General features: G+C 35.2%; 17 protein-coding genes and 2 pseudogenes. 4 read left to right on the top strand and 15 right to left on the bottom strand.

Annotated elements, in window-relative coordinates:
• Nucleotides 1–466: transposase (locus tag ISU02_RS17760; protein WP_194703178.1), on the top strand; the 466-nt coding region annotated here is incomplete at its 5' end.
• Here the strand turns inward: ISU02_RS17760 and ISU02_RS17755 are convergent.
• The 7 genes from ISU02_RS17755 to ISU02_RS17725 all read right to left on the bottom strand — a co-directional run bounded on the left by ISU02_RS17755 (nt 455) and on the right by ISU02_RS17725 (nt 5,880).
• A complete protein-coding gene (locus tag ISU02_RS17755; protein ID WP_194703177.1) occupies nt 455–1,429 on the bottom strand; it encodes a hypothetical protein in 975 nt (324 codons plus the stop codon). The genes ISU02_RS17760 and ISU02_RS17755 overlap by 12 nt on opposite strands.
• A 170-nt stretch (nt 1,430–1,599) precedes the next feature.
• Nucleotides 1,600–2,046, bottom strand: a complete 447-nt coding sequence (locus tag ISU02_RS17750; RefSeq protein ID WP_207736397.1) for a VOC family protein — start codon at nt 2,044–2,046, stop codon at nt 1,600–1,602.
• 776 nt (nt 2,047–2,822) lie between these two features.
• Nucleotides 2,823–3,272 (bottom strand): DUF4760 domain-containing protein, encoded by a 450-nt coding sequence (locus tag ISU02_RS17745; protein ID WP_207736395.1) that lies wholly within the window; start codon nt 3,270–3,272, stop codon nt 2,823–2,825.
• Between the two features lie 5 nt (nt 3,273–3,277).
• Complete coding sequence (locus ISU02_RS17740) at nt 3,278–3,877, bottom strand: uridine kinase family protein (protein WP_194703175.1); 600 nt, start codon at nt 3,875–3,877, stop codon at nt 3,278–3,280.
• Between the two features lie 302 nt (nt 3,878–4,179).
• Nucleotides 4,180–4,464 carry an HIT family protein gene (locus tag ISU02_RS23775; RefSeq protein WP_207736393.1) on the bottom strand — a complete coding sequence of 95 codons (285 nt, stop codon included), beginning with the start codon at nt 4,462–4,464 and terminating at the stop codon, nt 4,180–4,182.
• 230 nt (nt 4,465–4,694) lie between these two features.
• The gene (locus ISU02_RS17730; protein ID WP_194703174.1) at nt 4,695–5,045 is read right to left on the bottom strand and encodes an SH3 domain-containing protein; all 351 of its coding nucleotides are present in this window, start codon (nt 5,043–5,045) and stop codon (nt 4,695–4,697) included.
• A 286-nt stretch (nt 5,046–5,331) separates the two neighbouring features.
• On the bottom strand, nt 5,332–5,880 hold the full coding sequence (locus ISU02_RS17725; RefSeq protein ID WP_207736392.1) for an NADPH-dependent FMN reductase family protein: 549 nt from the start codon (nt 5,878–5,880) through the stop codon (nt 5,332–5,334).
• Between the two features lie 420 nt (nt 5,881–6,300).
• Here ISU02_RS17725 and ISU02_RS23770 point away from each other — a divergent pair, with 420 nt between their 5' ends.
• Together ISU02_RS23770 and ISU02_RS17715 are read left to right on the top strand one after the other, a co-directional pair.
• Complete coding sequence (locus ISU02_RS23770; RefSeq protein ID WP_207736390.1) at nt 6,301–7,650, top strand: response regulator transcription factor; 1,350 nt, start codon at nt 6,301–6,303, stop codon at nt 7,648–7,650.
• 157 nt (nt 7,651–7,807) lie between these two features.
• The gene (locus tag ISU02_RS17715) at nt 7,808–11,050 is read left to right on the top strand and encodes a leucine-rich repeat protein (RefSeq protein ID WP_194703173.1); all 3,243 of its coding nucleotides are present in this window, start codon (nt 7,808–7,810) and stop codon (nt 11,048–11,050) included.
• Nucleotides 11,051–11,135: 85 nt separating this feature from the next.
• Here ISU02_RS17715 and ISU02_RS17710 read toward each other — a convergent pair whose 3' ends face one another.
• From ISU02_RS17710 to ISU02_RS17685, 6 genes and pseudogenes are all read right to left on the bottom strand, one after another.
• The gene (locus ISU02_RS17710) at nt 11,136–12,974 is read right to left on the bottom strand and encodes a diguanylate cyclase domain-containing protein (protein WP_194703172.1); all 1,839 of its coding nucleotides are present in this window, start codon (nt 12,972–12,974) and stop codon (nt 11,136–11,138) included.
• A gap of 360 nt (nt 12,975–13,334) precedes the next feature.
• Nucleotides 13,335–14,195: an AraC family transcriptional regulator gene (locus ISU02_RS17705; RefSeq protein ID WP_194703171.1), complete on the bottom strand. Its 861-nt coding sequence runs from the start codon at nt 14,193–14,195 to the stop codon at nt 13,335–13,337.
• Nucleotides 14,196–14,871: 676 nt separating this feature from the next.
• On the bottom strand, nt 14,872–15,069 hold the full coding sequence (locus tag ISU02_RS17700) for a hypothetical protein (RefSeq protein ID WP_194703170.1): 198 nt from the start codon (nt 15,067–15,069) through the stop codon (nt 14,872–14,874).
• A 341-nt stretch (nt 15,070–15,410) separates the two neighbouring features.
• A complete protein-coding gene (locus tag ISU02_RS17695; protein ID WP_194703169.1) occupies nt 15,411–19,634 on the bottom strand; it encodes a DUF445 family protein in 4,224 nt (1,407 codons plus the stop codon).
• 33 nt (nt 19,635–19,667) lie between these two features.
• On the bottom strand, nt 19,668–20,168 hold the full coding sequence (locus tag ISU02_RS17690; RefSeq protein ID WP_194703168.1) for a helix-turn-helix transcriptional regulator: 501 nt from the start codon (nt 20,166–20,168) through the stop codon (nt 19,668–19,670).
• A 343-nt stretch (nt 20,169–20,511) separates the two neighbouring features.
• Nucleotides 20,512–20,640, bottom strand: a pseudogene (locus ISU02_RS17685) (AAA family ATPase); the annotation flags it as partial.
• 373 nt (nt 20,641–21,013) lie between these two features.
• Here ISU02_RS17685 and ISU02_RS17680 point away from each other — a divergent pair.
• Nucleotides 21,014–22,181 (top strand): annotated as a pseudogene (locus tag ISU02_RS17680) (IS3 family transposase).
• A 1-nt stretch (nt 22,182) separates the two neighbouring features.
• On the opposite strand, the gene ISU02_RS17675 reads toward ISU02_RS17680, so the two are convergent.
• A complete protein-coding gene (locus tag ISU02_RS17675) occupies nt 22,183–22,461 on the bottom strand; it encodes a hypothetical protein (protein ID WP_194703167.1) in 279 nt (92 codons plus the stop codon).
• 260 nt (nt 22,462–22,721) lie between these two features.
• Nucleotides 22,722–25,349, bottom strand: a complete 2,628-nt coding sequence (gene ppdK, locus ISU02_RS17670; RefSeq protein WP_194703166.1) for a pyruvate, phosphate dikinase — start codon at nt 25,347–25,349, stop codon at nt 22,722–22,724.
• Nucleotides 25,350–25,355: the final 6 nt, after the last annotated feature.

Below are 25,355 nucleotides of genomic sequence, written 5' to 3'. Positions count from 1 at the left end.
AACACAAAGATGCATTGTACATCTTATGCGCAATTCTACGCGTTATATTGCACGAAAAAGATGGTCTGAATTCGCCAAAGATATAAAGGCTGTTTATAAAGCCGTGAGTTTGGATGAAGCCATAATTCTGTTCGAAGCATTTGAGCTTAAATGGTCAGAGTCTGCTGCAGCAGTGGCTGTTTGGCGTAACAATTGGGACGCTGTAGAGCGTTTATTTGAGTACCCTAGTGAGATAAGAAAAATTATATACACCACCAATACCATTGAAAGTTATCATAATCAGCTAAGAAAAGTTACGGATCGCAAAGGTGCTTTTCCAAATGAGATGGCCTTATATAAGTTGGTCTACCTAAGAACCATAGATATAAAAAAGTCATGGTTGCATCCTGTCCAAAATTGGGGACAAGTCATGAATCAACTTGAGATCCTTTTTTCTGATAGAATCGCTACTCACTTAAAATTTTAAATCAAACTTTACACAAAATTCTTGACAGGTCCAATTTATAGTATCTCTAAAAAATCTATACTCATATCCATAATCTCTAGCAAATAATTCTAGTGCTTTCACACCGATTTCTGGATATTTGCGTCTTGCCATTCTAACAATACTACAGTAAGTCAGCCAGTCGTCAGTATGTATATGGATAATATTAGGTTCTTCAATTAAATGCTCAGAAAGTAGTTCTGTTATTTCTTCTTCTGTTTTATAATTTGGATGCTTATAAGAAATTCCAAGAGTATTCATGAAGATTTTGACTGACAAGTTGTTTTTGTAAGCTATTTTTCTTACATTTTCTCTAAAAGTCCTATTTGATACATATTCATCCTGGAAGCTTTTCGCGTCATACAACAAATTTGACAATAAATTATATTCATCTCTAGTTAATCTAAACCAAAATTTATATTTTAGTTTTTCAATGGTCTGACTGTCATTAATGTTATATACCTTTACGACTCTATCTTTACCTATTAACGCAACATTAACTTCTTGATCTATATTAGAGTAAATCCTTATTAGTCTACTATCATCTTCATCTTTAACCATATCCTGATCAATTAATAAATTAATAATCTCAAATAGGTCCTCTTCTATTCGAGGTGAATACCATATATTTCCAATAACAGGTTCATGATTTAACATTTGAGCTAATCTTTGTTTAGATATTCCCCAGTATTCATATATTTCTCTCGTTGTGAAATCACGATGAAATTTCTCACTCAAATATTTTAGTGGCGCCGAGTCAAACTTACTTTCAGAATACTTGTGATATTCTAGTCCTAATACATTAATAATGTATTCCTCGATTTTCATATTAAATGATGTTCTTGCAAAATAACTTATTTTCCCGTAAAGTTTTCTGTCTCTATTAGAAAGATCTGATACAATCCCATTGGGATACAATTGCTCCAATTCTAGTTTATACTTCATAATCGTACCTCATTTTGAATCTTGCATAATGTTCCCGCAATTACCGAAGTTCATCCTTTTCACCCTTAAGGGAAAAGTGGCACTGTCCTTGCCTCGCAAGAACCGTGTCATCGGAAGGAATGTAGGAAATTGTCGTGTTATATGATGGCTTTGACGATCGTAATAAGTTTTTATACATACACCTTTACATCTTCTCTTTCTTCGGAATAGTATTTTAGCCTATCCATTAAGTTACTACTATGAAATTCTATCAAATGACCATCATAATCTCTGAGATACAGTGAGACACCTTCTCTAGAATTTCTACATCGACCGTCTTCAAATGAAATACCATTATTCGCCAACTTCTCTTTTAACTTTTTCTGATTTTCTAAGTTCATGGAAAATGCAATATGAGTATATGTTCTTTGTCGTTCTTGAGACTTGATATTTTTCTCAACATTTAAAGCAAACCAAACACCGTCAAGATCAAAATATGCCAACTTTTCACTCTCTGCAACTAATCTATCACCAAAAACAATTTTATAAAATTCTATTGACTTCTTTAAATCTGAAACAGCAAAAGTTATGTGATTAATACCTTCAAATTTAATTGCTTCATTTACTAATTTACTCATAATTCTAGTGACCTTTCTTCTGCTTAGTCAAAACTTTAATATAACGTTCCCGCGGTTACCGAAGTCACTCTCATTTAACGCCTTAGCGGAAAAAGTGGCCTAGCACTTGCCTTGCAAGGGATATGACATCGAGAGGAATAAGGAATGGTGGGAATCGGCGTGTTAGCTGAAGTACTTAAATCTTTTTACTATGCATACTATTTCTTAAAGTCAATACAGCTAACATCGGCAATAGTAATAAGTGTAATACTACATTCATTAGGGTATATTCCTTCATGAAGGTGTATTCACCATATTCTATATACAATCTTACTGCAAACCCCAAAAGATTCATAATAAATACGTTGATGAATATATATATCCCGTGCTTATTATGTATTCTTCTTAGTAAATTGAAACTTTTATTGCAAATATTTATAATCCATATTCGTATACACAATGAAATAATCAGTATATTAATTGGATAGCTCGTATATACATCATATGAAGTTGGAACAATTGGGAAAACGAAACATCCAACGAATGCTATAAATACATAAAGTGATGCTGTAAAGATTCTTTTATGTTTAATAGATTCATTTACTATCTTATTCATAAATACTCCTTTTTTCATTATTGATTCTTGATTGCTCTGATTTAAGTATTTTAGCTAACGTTCCCGCAGTTTCCGACGTTTCTTCCTTTTAACGCCTTAGCGGGAAAAGTGGCGCAGTGCTTGCCTCTCAAGGACTGTGACATCAGATGAATTTTTGTAATTGGCGTGTTATGTGATGATTTTAGTACTTTCTCTCACTTGTACTTATAGACAAATAAAGCTTTTCAAAATGGATGCAATAGTCAGGATTCTTCCTTTGATCACGAATTATCCTAATACGAGACTCAACCTTCTCCCATATTTGAATTATTTCATTTCCTTGAAATTCGCGAAATAACTTCAGTGCATTTCTATCATTCAAAAGCATAAACGATATTCGATCATATGCTACTGCAAGGCGTCGCACTTTATCTAAGTCAATGTCCTCCTCAGATGAATTATATAGCCATGATCGTAATTCTCGTATCTCGTCTGTTCCAACTTCACTAATTATTTCTCTAAGTAATTGAATTCTTCTACTTAGCACACTGTCATCTAACTGTTTCTTAGCATATATAATACTGATAATTACAACAATTAGTTCAACTACAGAAGCTATTGATGATATTTCTTCTAAACTCCATAATTTCATTTCCATCACCTTTTATAGATTATATTTGCATTAGCTTTTGTTGAATCAATCAACTTAAACTCATCTTCTAGTCTATTCAAATACGTATTTTCTATCTCATTTATAGCTAGACCTTTGTTCGTATAGAATTCTATAAACCTTTCTTTTCTAATTGATTCATCTATATCTACATATATACGGATATCCGCGTAGCTTACTAGACTACTTAAACCAAGAGCTATAACACCTTCTACAATAACGACGCCCTTTTTTATTAAACTAATTGATTTTTGAATTCTAGTTCTACCTCTACTCTTAGCTTCATATGCATCTAGCTGCAAAGTACTTCCTCTAGTAAGTACTTTAAAATCCTCCTCAATTTTAGATGCATTGAATCGATCGAACACATTCATTTTTTCAGTGCGTTGATCAACACTAATTATCCAATTATCGAGTTCAATTCTTTGGGTATATATATTTTTCTCATTGAAATAATCAAGTATTTCATTTGATAAAGTAGATTTTCCAGCTCTAGAGTTCCCAGCAATTAACACAATAGTCATATCCCTATTTACTAAACAGTTTTCAATATGATTGATAATTAAATTTGTCTCAGATATTTCCACGGAATCCTCCATTTACGAGATTTATGAAATTATTCGGTCTATATGGTTCAATTGATAGTCTATCGAATAATGCTTTTGCTTCAATTCAAAAGCCAATGTCATGAATTGCTTCAAAAACTTAATCTGTTTTTGCTAGATACGCACGCATACGATTAGCATATTTCTTGCGTTCCTCAGAGTCAGTCGTTTCTCTACATGTTTCATAAAGGTTATCACCAATATATCTAGGAAAAACATGTAAATGGTAATGCCATACATCTTAATTACCTGCTGGCTCATTATGTTGTCGTGATGACACTCCATCACAATTGTATACATTTTTTTATTGCCTTTGCCACACGTTTCTCAAGCATATGTACTTCGCAAATATAGTCAACAGGAATTTCATATATATTCTCATAATGTCTATTGGGAACGATTAGTATATGTCCTTTATTATTCGGCCACCAATGTGATGCAATAAAAGCAGTTACGTAAGCATTTTTGTAGATTATATCTTCTTGAAGTGTTATAACATGCTCATTCTCTATGCCCTCTACAACAAGGCAAAATGGACAGTTGTATTCCTCAGGCTGATGACTTATCATACAGTCTCCTTCTAATATTGTTCAAATGCATTTACCGATCGATTGATTCTTGTACTAATAAAGTCATGTACTAAAATTTTCACATAACGTTCCCGCGATTACCGAAGTCACTCCTTTTGACCCTTAGGAAAAGTGGCTCTGTACTTGCCTCGCAAGGGCTGTGTCATCAGAGTGATTTAGGTAATCGGCGTGTTAGAAGTAGTGCGAAAATAGTTTGAACGTTTTGTCTATCATAATTTTTGTATGTGATTTAACGGTGCCCATGCTTTTAATCCATCACTATTTTTCTTAATTCCATAGATCCAACCGTTTAGTTCTTTATCAGAAATTATTATCTCACCTATTGTTAGATCAAATTCAGTAGCATCATAATTCTCTAGTACTTTTCCAATCTTTCCTTCTTTTTTTATTATTTGTTTTGGAACCCATCCTTTCAGACTATTCCCTTTGCAAAGAATCCACCCTGCCCAATCTCCATCTTCATTAGACTCTTCAAGGCACTCAACTATATCACCTGTTTTTAATTTAATTGGTGAGTTCATGTCGGATTTTCTCTCTTTAATAACTTTATATTCAATCATAGTTGTCCACTTCTTTCCATATTTATTTGTCTTTCAATATTTTTTACTATTTCGTCAGTACATCGCCAGTATGACTGAGATCATCATTACCTTTTTGGTTATAATTATATGATCCGATCAATAATTAAAGTGTCCCTTGTAGCTTATCCTGTTTGTTAAATTTAATTTCTGTATAGGTTGCTAAGGCAATGTGTATTCGTGTTTGTAGGCCATTTTGATACGTATTTATGATTTCGATATAATTAGTTGTACTGGTATTGATGTCCACACATTATTTTCACCTCTTCTATATCTTTTCCAAAACTGTATGCGCAAATTTTCTGGCGTTGTCTAAATCTTCTGCATTGGGTCTACCTCTGCCCATACCACCAAAAAATTTGAGAAAACTGTTTGTATTTAACCCTCTACAGCTAAATTCGTCAATGACGCTAAACCCCTTTGAGACGAGCTTATCTCTGAGAGCAGTATGGTCATTAAAGATTTTTTCTGCACTGATTATGGCACTGGTCGAGAAGATGAAACACTTCTGCTGAGAGTCCTGTGAGGCAGCGATTATCGGCTCAAACCCATCGATTAGATCCAGTAGAGGCCTATAGTGCTTACCGCCAGCGATGCCAGCGCCAAAGCCAATAAGATCATAATCAGCAAGTTCTTCTTGAACTATTTGATCAGGTGTCTTAATCTGTGCCATTAGAACTTCCGAGAGAGCTTGTGCAATTTTAGCAGTATTATTGTGATGATAAGAATAGACAACAATCAGACATTTAGGCAATGCAGAGGCATCAGATGATTGTTGATCACTTTGATTCATAATTTGTTTAGATAACGCATTCATAATATTCACCTCATCTTTTCAGGTACACTTAATAACATCCATTTACTCGATTCTCATTTACCTCCCCCTTCCAATATGACCTTGAATGGAGCAAGTAGCACAAAATAAATCCTTTTACATAATGATTTTTTTAATATCTCTATTACCATAGAAATATTGTATCATTTAATCTATTCAAATAAAAACATAAATACACAATAAAAAAGGTAAAACTTTACGATACAAATTTTTTAAACTATTTTACTAAAAATCACATTCTATTTTTACTGAGATTCATATCGTTTTACAGGCATGCTAAATTCTCTGTATACCTCACCACAAGTGCATGATAGCATTGTATCCGGAAGTCAAATATGTTATATTTTAAGAGTATAATGTTTATAGGACCCTGTACCCAATTTCATAAGGAAGTGACTTCACTTGAATGACCGGAAAATTGTACACGTCATTTTATCGTATGGTCTGTTTTTGTCTTGGTTATTATCATTTTTATATAATGGCAGTTTGCTGACAATTGTATTTCAAAATATAAATATTGCCTTTTTAGCGATGATCTATATTATTGTTCCAGCGATTGTCTGTTATGGGTTTACATTTTTACCTTGGCAAAAATATAAGGCTATAAGCTGGATGAAAACCAGCTTAATAATTGCCATTACAGGCACTTTTATACTTCTAATCCTAAATCGATTTTGGCCTGAAACATATCTCATGTATATTGTTGCAGGCGTTTTAGGTATTTTTAGTGTAATCTTCATTGCTGGATGGGGCGTCATGTTCATTAAGACCATTGAATACACGGATATGTTTGTCGTCATGGCGGCAACGATTTGTTTTAGCAGGGTCTGTATCGCCATTAATAATACCTTGAGTACTTTACCACAAGGCAAAATAGGCATTTTATTTATTTTTTTAAGCCTCATCATTTCGTACATTTATACGATTAAATTTGAACCTTATTCAGAAAATCCTAAAGGGGCCGTTCATGTCGCTTTAGATTACAAATTTATTTTATTGATTTCCCTCATTATTTTCTTGACCAATGTCGGTGGCGGTTTAAGTCAAACATTGATTAAAGAGCTTACTTTAAAGACCTTTTCTGGTGTTTACATTGTGGAAGGTGTGCTTTATGCGTTTTTCATGCATTTGATCATTTTGAAAAAACAGAGTTTGGATAAACCTATTTTCGCTCTAATCTCACTTGCGATTATTGGCATTGGTTTTTTGTTACTCATTATTTACAACCACGCACCTACTCTGTCTTACCTTGTTGTGGCTTCTGGTTATCTTCTATTGGACATGATTCTGTGGACTCTCGTTGCCAAAGTCAGCTTTTTATTCAATGAACCCTTTAAGGTATTTTTTCCTGTAATGGGTTCTAACTTGATTGCAGTATTTTTAGGTAATGTACTGGCAATGATTTTTAATGACGGCTGGCAAAAAATTTATATCGCGGTGTCGCTTTGTACAATCTTCACATTACTTGCTCTCCCACTGTACAATGCTCTATACGGCAAACTCAATGCCCTTGTTGAAGAAGCACGTAAAAGACATTGGATTAGTGAGAGTTGCCTTGATATTTTTACTGTAAAAGAGCGTGAAATTGTGTTACTTATGCTGGAGGGATTAAAAAACAAGGAGGTTGCTGAAAGAATGTTTATTTCGGAAAACACTTTAAAAACACATGCAAAAAATATTTATGCTAAAGCCGAAGTCAGCAATAAAAAAGAACTTATAGAAAAATATGTGTCTCATATGAATCCACTATGATCTTAAAGGCATAATGTAACGAAAATATTCAAATCTTCACGTATATTATATTAAATCACCCCTTAGGGGTGATTTTTTTTCTGGTATAAACAGCGTAAAATTAAGGTTACCAATAGGAAGTTACTCATATTATAAAAATAAAGGGAGGGACACGATTTTGAATTCAATTTCTAGAAAAAAGAGAAAAAAACTGAGTTTACTAATTCTTATGGGTTTGCTTTGTACGCTGTTCTTGGCGCCCACTACTTATGCAGCAAATCAGATATTTAAAGAGGGGCCTTTAAGTTACACTATAAATACGAGTAAACAAACCGCTATGGTTACAGGGTATGATGGGAGCATTGGCAATGTTACAATTCCAGATGAAGTCATTTTTAATGGCGAGCATTACCCAGTTACTCAAATTGCAATATCCCCTTTTCACAAAAAACAAAACTTAACTCATATTCAATTTGGAAAAAATGTCGCTATAATAGATGAAATGGCGTTTTACGGCACGGGATTGGTCAGTGTATCTCTAGGAGAAAATTTAACTACAATCGGTTCAAAAGCATTTGAGGGTTGTACCCAGTTAAAAAGTATCAATTTACCTGTAAATGTTGCCAATATTGGTGACAGTGCATTTTCTCTGTGTGATCAACTGGAAGCCATTAATGTAGATACAAATAATTCACGTTATTACTCTGTTGATGGTGTTTTGATGGATCGCACTGGAACTTCTCAAAAATCAGGTGATACACTTGTTCAGTTTCCAGCTGGAAAGAGTGCTTCAAGCTATACAATTCCAAATGGCATTCTTCATATTGGAGATAAAGCATTTTATAACTGTGATCACGTTAATCACATTGTGATTCCATCTGGTGTCCAATCAATGGGCACAGATGCTTTCATGTATTGCAGTGGTCTAGGAAGTGTGGACTTTGGAAACACTATTTCTCAAATCGGATCGAGAAGCTTTTATCAATGTGAAAGCCTAAAGCAAATTGAAATACCAGACAGTGTCACTTATATAGGGGATTCTGCATTTACCAACTGTACAAGCCTTACCAGTTATCAATGGGGCAAAAATCTTACATCTATTACATCAAATGCTTTTTCAGGATGTACAAGTCTATCCAATATTGATCTGCCTACACAAGTAACTGTAATAAAAAAATCTGCTTTCAACAATTGTGATGCATTAACTCAAATCACCATTCCAAATAATATCAAAACCATAGAGGATATGGCATTTCAGGATTGCGAAAAATTATATGAGGTTCAATTTGGAAGCGGTGTCGATAAGATTGGCAGATCGGCTTTCTATCTCTGTAAAAACTTGCTCACTGTGACACTGCCAGAGAACCTTAAATCAATTGATAGTGCTGCATTTGCCAATTGTACTCATCTGAAAAGTGCCACTATATTGAATGCCAGTGCTGCCATTGCTTCAGATAACAGAGCTGGTGGCGGCAGTATGAGCGATGCATTCTATAATACGCCAGTTACGTTGTATGGCTATAATGGTTCATCTACAGAAACTTATGCAAAGGTAAACGATGTACCATTTGTCAGTATTGGAGATGCACCAACACCGCAACCCCAAAATACACAGCCACAGCAGTCAAATCAAGCGCAACAACCCACTCCAACTCAACAAGTTAATCAACCACAACAACCGCAGCAGCCTACTCCGGCTCAGCAACCTAATCAGCCACAGCAACCTGCTCCAGCTCAACAACCAAATCAAATTCAACAAACACAGTCTAATGAGACCACATATGATTTGAGTGGCTATAAATTAAAGCAAATGCAATACTTTGACGGTGCAATATCCAGTGGATCAACAGGATTGGTTTTAAAGGGCGGGACTTTCACCAATGGCCGAGTTGTTGACGGTCGAGTCGATGGTAATGCAGTACAAACGGTAGAAAAGTATAATTTGATGAACACTAAGATTTACGGAAGCTACGCCATCTTTGGAGAACAGTATGCCAACTATATAGGGCTTGGCATAGAAGGCTTACCATCAGGGGCATCGGTGTCAACGCATCATAGCTTCGCTGGCAGTTATGTCGTTCCAAACGGTACCGTGCTATACAAAGTCATTACACTAACCGATTCAACATATGACGTCAAACTGACTACCAATAGTTACTATGGTAGAGAAAATGCAAAACTAGTTTATGAACAAAATGGCGTATTTAATGAAACCGAAAAGCAAACCATCCAAAGTAAATTATCACTATTCTTCAACTTTGGGGACAACTATGGCAGTGACAGTAATTATATGGAACTGTATGTGCTCTACGTTGAGCCTCTAAAAACAGTGAGTAGCAATGTGCAAAAACAGACAGAGGTCCCTGTGAGTAACAATATTCCAAAACAGACAGAGGTCCCTGTGAGTAACAATTTGCCAAAACAAACTGAAGTTCCTGTGAATAACAATTTACCTAAACAGACAAATGTTCCTGTGACTCATCCTGTCAATACCTCTACCAGCATTCAAACTGCTAGCCCATGGGCGGTTTCAATCCTTGAAGAAGCCATACAACAAGGGATAAAAACTGAAAAAATGATCACAACAGATTTTAGTGCCAATGCCACAAGAGAAGAATTTTCAGAACTTGTTATTACAATGTATGAAAACTTTGGAGGGTTTGTAAATAATGGCAATAACCCTTTTGATGACACGACCAATACAAGTGTCATCAAAGCTTATAATGCAGGTATCATAAGTGGCACTGGCAACCGTACTTTTAGTCCTCAGGAGTCCATTACGAGAGAACAGCTGTGTGTAATGATCGCTAAATCATTAGATGCCTCAGGCAGATACTATAATGCCAATATTGATTTTCAAAAGAATTATGCAGATAAAGATGCCATCTCCACATGGGCAGAAAAAAGCATTCGTGTTTTAAATGGCTACGGGATTATTAACGGCAGTGGTGATGCCTTAAATCCAAAGGGAAAAGTCACCAAGGAAATGGCGATGATCATGGTATATAATGCATACAAGCAATTTGAACGGAATAAACCTATTCCAGTTTCTCAAAATAATGTCTTTGACTCAAATACATTCCACTTGGATCAAAAAGGGCCTATTTACTTGAAAGTTGGAGATGTCATTGAGATTAAGGCCGTCATTCCAGCAGAGTCAGACCGTTTTTATCCACGGTGGGGCATCAGCAATCCAGCAATTGCTGAGATGTCCGGTACGGTTATGTCGGGTTACAGCAGTGTTTCGAATGTTACAGGTATTCAAGAGAAATTCATCATCACTTATGAGAAAAGTGTCACCATTAAGGGGCTCACTCCTGGTACAGTAACCTTAAGATCATCAATTGGTGAATATGCTACGCTTAATAATCCAAAACCTAAAACAGATTCTGCTGAAATGCTAATATACGTTGTAGAATAACAAAAAGCGAGGATCGTCCTTTTATCTCATTAAAGGATGATCCTCACTTTTGAAAAGTATGAACTTATATCTTACATTATATGCTTTATGCATAATGGTCTGAATTATTTTTTTCTTTTGCTATATAAGGGAAATATTTGACATCTTCATTTTTAAAATGACCTTCGACTACTGTTATGAGTAAAAATGAAAAGAATTCGACTGCGGTGATATCTCTTTGGATTGTCTTTTTGAAAATAACGTTTGTCCTTGACAATAAAGCTGCATGGATTTTCTTATGCTTTTCAACCTGAGGATAGCCTACTCTATTAAGTATTTCTATCTCATCTTTAAAGTGTTGCTCCATTTCAAGAATTACATTCTCAACGTTTCTGATGGTCTCATCAAATGAAGATTGCTCTAAGGCACTTTCCACAATTCGATTACAGCGCGCCACTATTGCCCTATGTTCATCATCAATGGTTTTGCATCCAGAATTTGATGTCTCGTCCCATTCTGCTCTTACAAGTATGTTTTTTTCTTTATTGTGATCACTGGCGGTAATCTTATTTTTACCTGTATTCTTAGATGTATATAGTGCTTGATCCGTTCTAATAAACCAAGATTCAATATATTCTTTGTTCTTCCACTCAGAATAACCTACACTTGCGGTGACACCATAGGATTTATTGATATCTAATGCCTCAATTTCACGGCGAATTCTTTCAGCAATTGCTTGGGCGCCGCTGAGATTGATATTTGGAAGCAATATTATAAATTCATCACCACCCCATCTTGCAAAGATGTCACCCAGTCTAATGATTGATTTGACCTTTGCAACAACTTCAAGCAATACTTCGTCTCCAGCAGAATGGCCATGAACATCATTAACTTTTTTAAAGTGATCTAAATCGAAATAGATCATTGAAATAGGATGATTATGTCGTTGACTATTGCTCACTTCTTCTTTCAATCTGAGATTAAAATACTCCCGCGTATATATTTTTGTAAATCTGTCTTGTATATATTTACCCTCAAGCTCTACTTTGTCATTCAAGACTTTTCCATATTTTTTTATCCATGAATAAGTACTTAAAGATACGAAAAAACTCATTAGGATACAGGCGAAAAAAATTAATGCAATTTGTTTTACTCTATGATCCCATCCACCAGATGGCACTGCATAGACATCCCAATTGCCAATTGATGCTTCTGTTCTAAACTTAAGGGGTGATAATTCTAATACGCGACTGTTCCCATATATGATTTCATTTGGTGTATCTGCTGGTGTAATCAAATAATCTATCTTGTAATTTCTTGAATGCTTGTCAACGAACTTAAAGGCATTTTCCGCTTTTAAAACAATACTCACCATCCCCCAATAAGCCTCATCTTTTAAAAGTGGCATACGGATAATGAAAGCTGTTCCACCCTGGATCAAGTTAACTGGACCAACAAAAAGCGTTTCTAGATTATTCTTGACCCTTAGGACTTCATCTCTTTGTTCAGGAATCTCTGTTAAGTCCTTGCCAATTGCACCTTCATTGCCTCCAGTAGGATATACCCATCTTATGGTTGTATCTATTAGTACACCAATATTTTTTATGTCGTCCAGATGATCTCTCAAAAGAAAGCCTAAGTACTCATAGATTTCCTCATCGCTTGTGGTCTCTTTAAGTTGTATGTATGCTGCAAATCCAGACAATAAGCTGACATTTTGATTTTTAAAATCTCTGATCTCCTCGTTGAGACTGTAATATGATATTGCAACTCTATTTGCTTCATCTTCCCTAATTCTCATGGAAAAATTATAGATAAAAATAATACTGAAAAACATGAGTAAAACAAAAGCTGATACTGAAACCAGTATGGCTATTCTTGAATTGCCTTCTATTTTAAATCTACTTATTTTTAATCTATCTTTTTTTATTCTAGCTTTGATCATTTTCACGCTCCTCATTTTGTCATATTAGAGATTGCTGTGTTGAAAATATGTGACTCATAATATATGCTTAATAATGTCCAAGTCAAATCTATACGTTTAATATATACACCAAATCTTTACATTCTAGTCGCAATTATTTAAATTTCCTAAAACAACAAGATTTAAGCGGTCTCTCAATGTCTCAAAACGATTTTCTTTTTATTTTTAATCTCTAACCCAAACCAATATGTTTGAGGGTGACCCCCCTCATCACGGCTTTCGGCTCAAATCTTGTTGTTTTAATAGAAAAGGGACTGTCCATTAAGTCTTAGCATTGGACTGTCCCTTCTCATGTTCTATCTCTTACTACAAGTTTTTATTTTATTTTTTCTCAATCGGAATCCAGAGTTCACAAAAGCACCCTGGGGTTGGATTTTCTTCATACAGCTCAAAATCCGTGTCATCAAGCATATTGTAATCTGAGCTTGGAAGAAATTCTGAATAAAAACGTTTCCATGTCTCTTCAATGCAGTCGCCATTGTCCCCCATGCATTTGAAGACTGCCCATAGAGTCGGTTTTACTTCCCAAAGTGTGTAGCCTTCTGGAACGCTCTCACCGTCGTATACCATGCCGATGCCGTAGTCAAAATAAGGGCTTTCCTTCGAGACGGGTGCACAGAGCCCATACACATCGTGCCGAGTAGCTTTTTTCTCAAGTACTCTAAAGGTGCCATCTGCCTTGCATGTATCCCAAAATGCTGGGATTTCATTGTTTTCTTCTTCTGCGATTGCTAGGTTCTTAAACTTTTTTACCTTTGCAATCAACTTAAAGGGTGCTCTCTTTTCAATTCTGTAATCCATAACTGTACCGCCTTCCAAATTAATTTTTATAAGAAGTCGATTAAAGGATTTTAGTTCAACACCTGCATGTTTTGCCGCATTAGGGGTCACCTCATGAAATCGGGTAAAAGCTTTTGTGAAGCTCTCAGGAGTCTCATAGCCATATTTTAATGCGACCTCGATCACTTTTGCCCCTGTGGCAGAAAGTTCTTGACCTGCCATGGATAACCGCCTGTTTTTGATGTACTCATTGGCAGTAATTCCAGTCAACATACTAAAGGTTCTGTGAAAGTAATAACTGGACACATAGAGTTGCTTTGCCACATTTTCATAAGTAATCGGCTCTAAGATATGAGCCTCCATGTAGTCTATTGCCTTTTGCATATTCTGAATAAAATCCATTGTCTCACCTCTTGAATAAATTGTAGCAAACCTCCTCTGGCTTTTCCTATCCGAGTTTGTCATGATCTGTCCGAAAAGGAGTAGAAACTGGTCAAAGCGGCTCACACCAAAATAATTATGTAATTATACATCTTTTGAAAGTTACGTTTTTTAGCTCTTTATTAATCTTTTACCTTTAAAGATCGAGTTAATTCATTAAGTATATACTTACTATACAGATAGCCCTCATACAACAGCAATGGGTTCGGAAATTTTTTTGAATATCCACTACTACCATAAAAGGCTAGGTGAATAAATTGAGGAAAATACAAAAACGGCATAGGGTAATAATCCCTTTAATTTCAATATGTTTTTTAATGCTTAGTTATATTGGTGAGCATGTTTTTAATTCTGAGATATCTTTAATAGGTCTTCTTGGAAGTTTGCTTATGATTGTGCTGTTTCTTGCATTTGAAACGTGCCATCTATATAAGGATAAAAAAATTAATTTAATAATATTTTATTGCATTTTTGTGTTTTGTAATTTTACGTTTGTTTCTAGCTTCTTCACCGTTCTTATTGAAGTCTTCTATTGCTGCCTCAATTTCATTTGAATAGTCTTTCAAATTTACCTGCTTAGCCATTTCTTCATTTGCAAGCTGAAAACTGATTGAATATAGTATCCACTAATTCCCCCTTAAATAAAATAATTGACTCTGCAGCCATTGATGTGTTTTATACTTACAACATTGATTAAGCCAATTTTCACTGCATTTCCAACTGTACCACCTGTTTGATGGTAGTTATATCCATGGCTGTTAAAAAAATTTGCAATTTGTTTCCCCGAAACAGGCTTCACTAAACTTCCCATGAATTCAAGCAATAACTTCGTCATAATGTCATGCCTCCTAGAAAATAATCAGATTTATTTTGTATGACAAGTATATTATGAATGCATTTGGAGTGCAATCAAATATTATATGTTTCATAAATATTACATGAATACACTGTATTGATAATGACACATTTTCTGTAATAGTTACTTAAAAATAAATATAAAAAAGGAGGTGCTGCTGCAAAACTAAGAAATTAGTTGAGCAACAGCACCATTTTTAGTTATGGGCTATTTTGCAATAGCACCTTCAATTTTTCTCGCCTAGAACATTAAATTTTAGATTAATCAGTTCATTCTCTGAAAATGAATATTTTCAGTCAAGCATTTAAAATTTGTTCGTCTTACGATCCTTGCTCCTGCTCCTTCGCATTACCTTTACCATTTTTCAATTGAACATACAAATGATACACCCATGGAAAAATGAAAGTCAGTGAATGTAGACCGAAAACGCCTCCCCAAAGGCCGTAGAGTTTAAGTTTTGTAAAATATTTGCCAGCGAATGAATTGAATAGCGTGTGGATTGCCTTGGCATCGAGCTCATTGATCTTATTTTCGGTGATATTCCTGAAATCAACTGCCATCAAAATGTCTGCGATTTGTCTTTTAACAGAGTCTAGACTTGCTTCAGTCAGTACTTCCGCTATCTGATGTTTCGTTTTCGCATGAACAAAATCTAGTTTTTTATCTGTCGCTTTAGAAATAACCGAGGCTATGATTTCATTGATTACAGCTTCTATTCGTTCGTTGTAAACAAGGTCACTAACCGTTTGCTGCACATCTTTTTTAAATGTATCTGTCTGTATGACTTGGTGCAAAGATTTATCCTGATAGCCATTTTGGTAGATTTCATTAATCAAAAGGTTAAGCGCATCAGATACAGCTTCACTTTTTGTCAAATGGCGAAAAGCGGTATCTACGAATTCTTCGATATCCTTTTTGTCCACATCATCAAAGACATCTGCCATTTCGATATCTAAAATATACTTTTCGAAAAATTTATAAAGCACCTTTGTCAAGTCGTTTGTAATACAGACTTTTGAACGACGAAGTTCATTTGCGGTTACTGATGAAACCTCATCCACTTCCTGTTTGAAACGCTGATACACCAAATCAAGCGTTTCTAGATTCATAATCTCTAGATAACGTTGCATCGGTACCAATGTGAGTTCAATAATCATGGCATTAGAAATCTGGGTAATCGATTTCGCTATTGTATTTAGGTTATGCTTATTAGATACAAATCCTTCTAAGATGGATGCTACATTCTTTTCACTGATTTTCAGCTGAATCTCACTGACCTTCGTTGGATAAATATGTTTGTTCATCAAGGTTTCAAAGATATCCTTAATTTGATTTTGTGATTTGTCAATGTAACTTGGAAATTTTTGATATACCAATTTGGAAATCACCCTGTCAATGACATCATCCCCGCCTAATATCAAGTAAGCGCCCTTTTGAATAGAACCAAGTTCTCCTTTAACGATGCTCTTGACTTTTCGCTGAATCAGACCCTCATTTTCTTTTAAAGAATCCACCAGCATATCTTTGATATTGCCCAAAATCGTGTTGATGTTTTGATTGACATAATTTTTAATTTTGCCGTCAAACAAATCCCCTACGCGCTTTTGTGGCGAAAATTCATGATTGAATTTATCATTGATCATTTGCATGAGTTTATCCCTTGCGTCATCTGAGGTGATCAGATCTTCAATCCTACCACTGATATGACCTTTGACATCATTTATAACGTTTCGGTCAATGACCTCCTGCATAGACTGTGCGATAAATGCTTTATACTGTTCACCATAACTTGCCACTGCCTTTTCAATGTAACTACCCTCGCATACAGATACGATAACTGATTCCAGAACCGTTGATACTTCTTTAACAATCATCTCCTTTATGGATGCTGTTTCCTTATCATCCAACAGACTTAAAATCTCATAATCACTTTGAAGAAAATTATCAAGTTGGTTTATAGCATTGATTTTCAAGCCATGTATATGTGCAATAAGCCATTTGCTCCATGCTTCTGATTTTTCTCTTACAGGCGCCTCAGACAAACGTATATTTTCTGTATACTTTACAATCTCATTTGACAGCATTTCCGCTTCTGATTTGACATAGGTGACAAGCCAATCAGTAAGCTGTTCTGATATTTCGACCGAATGTTTGTTCAATATGAAAGATGCAACTTCATAATTGTCTTTTGAAATGCTATCAAGCACCCCTTCTTTAATAGCTGAGCGATGTGAGATAAAGCTTTCATTGATCATTTTTTTATCAAGAAGATCCTCATCGACAAATCCCGCCATGTTCTTTGCAAAAGCTTCCTTGTTTTTAACGATATAACCTTGGGAAAATAGATTAAGCCCAGGAATATTAGCGAGCAGCTTCTGTTCCTTATAAGGTCTAAATATGAGTTCAAGCGCAAGTACATTGGTTAAAAGCCCTACAACCGCAAAAGTCACAATACTATATGGATTGAAACTAAATTTGGTAAGCGGCTTCCCTTCTGTAAATAAAGCGAGTGCTACACCGGCGAATAGACCTAGAAATGCCCCTGATATCGTAATGGGCTGAAGCTCTTTTCCCATAAAATTGTGTACCATTTCGGAAATTTCATCATCGCTTAGTTTCGAAAGGTTTTCACCGACAATGCGCTTGATATTGCCTTCAAGTAATACTTCAAGGTTTCGATTAATCTGCTTGATGACAAAATCTGTAGCCAGTTCATCAATATGTACGATGTTGTTGAGCTTATCAAGGTCATCTTTAAGGCTAGAAGATTTACGTGCATCTATTTGATTAATTACAGCATCATAAGCCTTTGTGCTAAGTTGGTTTTCAATGTTTCTTATATCTCCTTTTGGCAGGAGCGTGTTAATTTTCACATCGGCAATTGCGGATTTAATAAGCCCCGTTAATACTGCGATGATTTCTGATTTTTCTTGCGTAATTTTTTGAACCAGTTTTTCTTTACTCATCGATGCAAAAGCATCCATTTTTTCAGCTTTTAAAAATTCATCAAAAGGTGTTTTTTTAATATCACTATAGATACGTTTAAACTTCACTGACGCCATCTCTTCAATTCGTGAACCTGATATCAAGAGATTGACAACCCCCGTGACCGCTTTTGATTTTATATTTTCATCGAAGATTTTTACGAGATCTATTTTCACAAGTTCATCCAATTTTTTGTTAAAGAACTGTTCCAATGATTCTTTCGGAATATAATCTATGCTCGTGATCATATTCTTTATGATAAAATCGGCAATCTTAGCTTCTGAAAGCATATTGCTTTTTTCAAGCGAAATAATCATCGACCGAACAGTCTCTTCTTCGAAGAAATTCATCGCCTTTAGAGTAAGGGTTTCTGACAATTCTTCAATGTCTATTTCATCCTGCAAATAGGATACAATTAAGTTCGCCACTTCATTTTTACTAGCAATATCAGATAGAAAAACTTTTTTGATGATTTTAAGAACAACACCTTTAGGACCTCCTGTTGAATCAATGGTTTCATTGACTGCATCCTGAATTAGTGATTCAATTTCTGATGCATGCTCCTTGATCCATCCAGAAATTTGTTTGATAAATGTAGGGAGATTCTTTTTGAGATAGGCCTTAACGCTCGGCCGAAATTCAGGGGAAATAAGATCCAGTAGTGTCTTATCAATATTTTTACCTAGTTTGATAAATACGCTTACAAGACTTTCAAATAACTTTTTCCCTTCATCTGATTTTAAAAAACCGATGACATTTTCTTTAAAAGCGTCTGTTAATGTCACTTGATTATCAGATGAAATAATTTGCGAAATCTGTTTAGAAAATAACGAAGTTTGAAAATCGCAGATAATTTTTTGATAGTCTATGGTATCCAGTAATGACGTAATCAACATCTCAAGAGTATCATATTCCTCACATTTAATGTGCTTTATTCCTACATCCAGCTGGCTGTTGATATTCGCTTCCACTGTATCAAGTACGGTTTTACCGATAAGGTCCTCGGCTTTTAAGTGACCGTGTTCACTTAATAAATCATCTACAAAATCGGCAATGAAATCGTTTTTTTCAGTGATGACAAGTAATTCGTCAATTATGACTTCAAGTAAAATTTCAATTTGTTCCTCTGATAAAAGAGCATCTACACTGACCTCTTCACAAACGGTATCTATAGCTTTGCGCGCATTTTTTTTCAGCTGAAGTTCTATAAATCGCTTGGTGTTATTATAAGTCGGCTCAAAGCCCTCAAAGGCACCATATGTAAGCTCGCCCAATTGATCATAGAGAGATACCTTTAGGAAATCATTGATCAGTTTTTCAAGGCTATCCTTAAATGCATCTTTTGAAAGTTCTGACTGAAGAGTTTCATGATTAATAATATCTCTTTCGACCAACGCACTTACATTTTCAATAAATTCACTTTTAGTCTTTTTGATGACACCCCCAATTTTGAGCGACGTATATTCCTTGAACAACATATTAATGGCATATGTATTGGTAATATAACCTGTAAAAGCCCCTGATACAGCTTGTATTATAATATTAAGTGCTTCGTTCATTTGCGTTCTCCCAATTAGTAAAATTTGTCTTATTTATTTTTTATCCTTTCCATTTTTAGAGTTTAAAATTTTCGATAACCATATTGATCCCAGTGCCATACCTACTGGTCCTATTGGTGCCCCAATTGCAGCTCCAGCTACAATAGAACTTAGTAAACTACCGCTAAGTGATGTCAAAGCCGCTCCATTTATTCCACCCGCAGCTGCAGCTGAAATAGTTTTAGTTGCTTCATCAATTTTTTTCTGATCTACTTCTGAATACTCATGTTTTTTGTCCAAGAGCAAAGCAATTATTTCTGGAAGGATCTCATTGCATTTGTTATTTTGAATCTCGAAGTCAAATACAGCACGAATTGCAATATACTGAGTTAGATTCATTTGAGTCTTTTGATTTTCTAAATTGCTTATTGTCTGTTTAGTTACGCCAATTTTTTCACCTAAATCTTCCATAGTCCAGCCAGCAATTTTTCTAATAACAGAAAGACTATCCTGCAATGCTCTAATTTGTAGTTCTTTTTCAAGTTTGGAATACAATATTTCACATCCTTCTATTTTTCAAAATATTTTTGTACCTAACAATACATTCAGCATAACATCAAAACTTCACCATGTCAAATTATTTGACTCAGTAAAATTTGACAGTAAATTGTTTTGTTTCTAATATAAATCATGCACCTTTTTTACATAGTCACCAAAAAGTACATAACTTGTACTAGCAGCAACATGTTCCCACAGAAGGACATTAACATATCTTAAATTGGAGCATCTATATTTCACTATCTTAAATCCTGTTAATGAAACGATTGCTCCACCCCCCTTTTAAATGGTATTGTCAACTAAAAAATGATCCACTCAATCGTTTGAAAAACGGGCCAACTTATTCTTTGGTTTTCATCCATGCCATTGTTTCTCCAAAGCGAACGCTATTTTCCAGAGAGTTATCCAAGATGTGTGCTTTATGAGTCAATCGATCAACAAGGGCACCTGTTAAAAGTGTATCTCCAAAAACCTCATTCCAATATTAAAAACTTATGAGTATTTCTGTTAGAAATTCTTCGTACATCATATTTGTGTGTAGTGCTACGGCAAGGATTACTTCATGAAATGTGTTTATATATGGTAATTTCATAGTAAACCACACTACTACTGAAATATTTTGGACAACAATAACGACAAATTCTCTGTAGGCTAACAATACAAGCAGTTAGTACTTTTCCGGTGTACGCCCTATTATCAGGAAGAATTAGCGGATATAGATGAAAAATATCAAATCCAGTGGAGAGTTGATTAACTTTATCAAGATGGATAGGTTTACACTAAGTTAGACAGATTTCTTAAGGTCATATAAAATATAACCAAAAGAAAAAGGAGAATTCCCCATGTCTAATAATAAAAGAGAGCGAAGAAATTTCACTGAAGGATTCAAAGAGCAAATAGTACAATTATATTTAAACGGAAAAAGCAAAGCAGATATTCGTAAAGAATATGACTTATACCCTTCAACCCTTGATAAATGGATAAAATAACACAAAGATACAGGCTCATTCAAAACAAAAGATAACCTCACAGATGAACAAAAAGAGCTGATAGAACTTCGAAAACACAACAAACAATTAGAAATGGAAAATGATATTTCATTAAGATAGGTTTACTTGTAATCTATCGCATAAAGCAAGCAGCGCTGATCATGGGACGAAAGTAGCCATCATTAAAGCAAACAGTGATAAATACTCTGTATCAGCAATGTGTGACGTCCTAAATATGCCTAGAAGTTCATACTATTATGAATCAAAATTAGAAGATTCAAGTTCAGACGATGACTATTCAAAAGCGGTTATAAAAGCTTTTAAAGAAAATCGCCGCGCTTATGGCACCAGACGTTTAAAAAAGTATTTGGAAGAAAAAGAAGGTATTATACTTTCCAGGCGTCGTATTGGTCGTATTATGCGTGAAAATGGCTTAGTATCAAGCTATACAGTTGCCAAATATAGAGTTCATAAAGATACTTGTAATGAGGCTAAAATCACAAATCTAGTTGATCGAAACTTTGATAATAGAGAATTTTTAGACGTTGTTGTAAGTGACTTAACCTATGTTAGAGTAAATGATAAGTGGCACTATATTTGTTTGATGCTTGATTTGCATAACCGAGAAATCGTGGGTTATAGTGCAGGTGCTCGTAAAGATGCAAGACTTGTATATGAAGCGTTTTCATCTATCAAACACAATTTATCTAAGGTCAAAATTTTTCATACAGATAGAGGCAATGAGTTTAAAAATAACGCAATTGATGGATTACTAGATACATTTTCAATTGAACGTTCTTTAAGTAAAAAAGGCTGTCCTTATGATAATGCAGTAGCTGAAGCAACCTTCAAGACAGTTAAAAAGGAGTTTGTATATCAAGAAACATTTGAGTCGATTGAACACTTAAAGTTAGAATTGTTCGATTATGTAAACTGGTACAACAATCATCGCTTACACTCATCATTAGGTTATCGGTCACCGATAGATTACAAATATTTACACTTTAAAAAAGTTGTCTAATTTAGTGTTGACATTCCAATATAAAAGCAAGCTGCTTCATAGGTGATAAAGGTGTCTCAGGTTCATCTAATATATATAATCCGTCTGGTACAAATCTTGAGTTAAATAACTCTAAGAAACTTTCTCCATGGGATTTAACTTCTAAGCCTTTTCCATATTTATTTTTCAATCCGTATAAAGAACTTTCATACGGCATTTTAGCCAAACTTTTAGATAACTCTGATCTACCTTTATATGTATTATCAATTTCTCTTACTTCCTTTTCTAGCTCATCTCTCATCAGAGTTATCTTTTTAGTATAAGATATAAAAATTTCCACACTATATTTCTATCGTTGTTCTATAATTAAATAGAAAAAGTGATCGTAATAGTAATTTTTCTCCCAAATCTTAGTTCAAAAGTGCAAAGACAATAAAAATAGGGTGTTATTTCTTAAACTCCTTAAGAAATAACACCCTGACTTCATTTTATACTAAATCCACCAAATCTTTGATATACAAAGCCTTTGAAGGTTTAACTAACTGTTTTTAATTCTTATTTCTATTGGTCTTTGTTTTTAATCGCCGCCTGAGCTGCTGAAAGTCTTGCAATTGGCACTCTAAAAGGTGAACAAGAAACGTAGTTAAGTCCAGTTTTATGGCAGAATTCAATAGATTTTGGTTCTCCGCCGTGCTCACCGCAAATACCTAATTTGATGGTAGGATTTGATTGTCGGCCAAGCTCACATGCCATGTTAACGAGTTTCCCCACACCATTTTGATCGATGGATTCAAATGGATCTTTATCAAATACCTCTTTTTTCACGTATTCGTCAAGAAATTTTCCAGAGTCATCACGAGAGAAACCAAGCGTCATTTGAGTTAAATCGTTGGTTCCAAATGAGAAGAATTCAGCTTCCTTGGCAATTTCATCTGCGATTAAAGCTGCTCTAGGGACTTCAATCATAGTGCCCACTTTATAGACCACTTCAGCATTTAACGTTTTAAGTGTCTCTGTTGCTGTATCTATAACGAGTTTCTTGAGAATTGTAAATTCCTTAAGATGTCCAACCAGTGGGATCATAATTTCTGGATGCACTTCTATTTTAAGTTCTTCTTTACAATACACAGCAGCTTCTATGATCGCTCTGACTTGCATTTCATAAATTTCAGGATATGTGATTGCCAAACGGCATCCTCTATGGCCAAGCATTGGGTTGAATTCACTTAAACTTTCCACTTTGGATTTAAGCACCTCAAAATCCACACCTAAATCTGTAGCAAGTGCACTGATTTCTTCATCTTTATGTGGTAAGAATTCATGTAATGGTGGATCTAAGAGTCTGATGTTTACAGGTCTTGATCCCATTGCCTTGAAAATGCCAATAAAATCTTCTTTTTGATATGGCAAGAGTTTATCAAGTGCTTTTACACGATCCACTTTATTAGATGCAACAATCATCTCTCTTACATTTAGAATTCGATCATCACTAAAGAACATGTGCTCTGTACGGCAAAGGCCAATGCCTTCAGCTCCAAATTTAACTGCGGTCTCAGAGTCTAGAGGATTATCCGCATTGGTTCGAATGCCCAATGTTCTAAATTCGTCTGCCCACGCCAGTACTTTAGCAAAATCTCCTGTCAAGCCAACTTCAACTGTTTTAATTTCTCCTGAATAGACTTTTCCAGTGTTACCATCAAGTGAAATGTAATCCCCTTCTTTGAAGATTTGATCTCCAATTCTGAAAATACGATTTTCCTCGTCTACTTTCACTTCACCACAACCTGCAACGCAACATTTGCCCATACCTCTGGCAACAACCGCTGCATGTGATGTCATGCCGCCCCTTGAAGTTAGGATACCTTCTGCTTTTACCATACCCTCAATGTCCTCAGGTGAAGTTTCTGTTCTCACTAAGATGCTCTTAACTTTCTGTTCCCTAGCCTTAACCACGTCAGCTGAGTGGAAATATACTTTTCCACTTGCTGCACCTGGTGAAGCGGGTAATCCCTTAGCTAAAAGGTGTGCAGATTCAAGTGCAGCAGGTTCAAATGTAGGGTGAAGTAACTGATCAAGTTGTGAAGGTGCAATTCTCATAAGTGCTTCTTTCTTATCAATAACACCTTCGTCTACCATGTCTACTGCAACTTTCACAGCGGCATAAGCTGTCCTTTTACCAGTTCTCGTCTGCAACATGTATAAAGAACCACGTTCAACGGTAAACTCAATATCTTGCATATCTCTATAATGTGCTTCAAGTTTTGCAGAGACATCGACAAATTGTTGATAGACTTCAGGTAATGCATCTTTCAATTCATCAATTTTTTGAGGCGTTCTGATGCCTGCAACAACGTCCTCACCTTGTGCATTGATCAAGAACTCACCAAAGAGTTTATTTTCACCGGTAGATGGATTACGTGTGAATGCAACGCCAGTGCCGGATGTCATACCCATATTGCCGAACACCATGGATTGAATGTTGACAGCAGTGCCTAAATTATGTGGAATCTCGTTGTAGTTTCTGTAGACAATAGCACGTTCGTTATTCCAAGAGCCAAAAACAGCTTCAATTGCCATCATCAACTGTTCTTTAGGTTCTTGTGGAAAATCAAAACCCTTCTCTGAGCTAACAATTTTTTTGTAACCTTCGATAATTTCTTCAAGATCCGCAGCCGTAAGCTGTGTATCTGATTCATAACCACAGATTTCCTTTTTACCATCTAAAACTTTATCAAATTTGTATTTAGGAATTTCTAAAACGACATCACCGAACATTTGAATAAAACGTCTGTAACAGTCCATTGCAAATCTACGGTTTTCTGTTAACTTAGTGAGCCCTTCAACGGATAAATCATTTAAACCTAAGTTTAAAACTGTGTCCATCATACCAGGCATGGAAATCACAGCACCAGATCTAACCGATACCAATAATGGATCATTGGCGTCTCCCAGTTTTTTTTGTGTCTTTTCTTCCAAAAGGACTAAATTAGCCTCAATTTGAGTAATTATTTCATCGGAAATCTTTTTACCATCGACATAATACTGATTACAGGCCTCAGTTGTAATCGTAAATCCCTCAGGTACTGGCAAGTCAATTTTTTTCATTTCTGCTAAGTTGGCACCTTTGCCGCCCAGCAGTGATTTGAGCTCTTTACAGCCCTCTTCAAAAGCATAAACAAATTTTTTCATTTTTAA

Origin of the sequence: Fusibacter ferrireducens, from assembly GCF_015352425.1 — a bacterium.
Lineage (GTDB): Bacteria > Bacillota > Clostridia > Peptostreptococcales > Acidaminobacteraceae > Fusibacter_A > Fusibacter_A ferrireducens.
The sequence above is the reverse complement of the archived record's forward strand: the minus strand, read 5'-3'. Positions and strand labels throughout refer to the sequence as shown.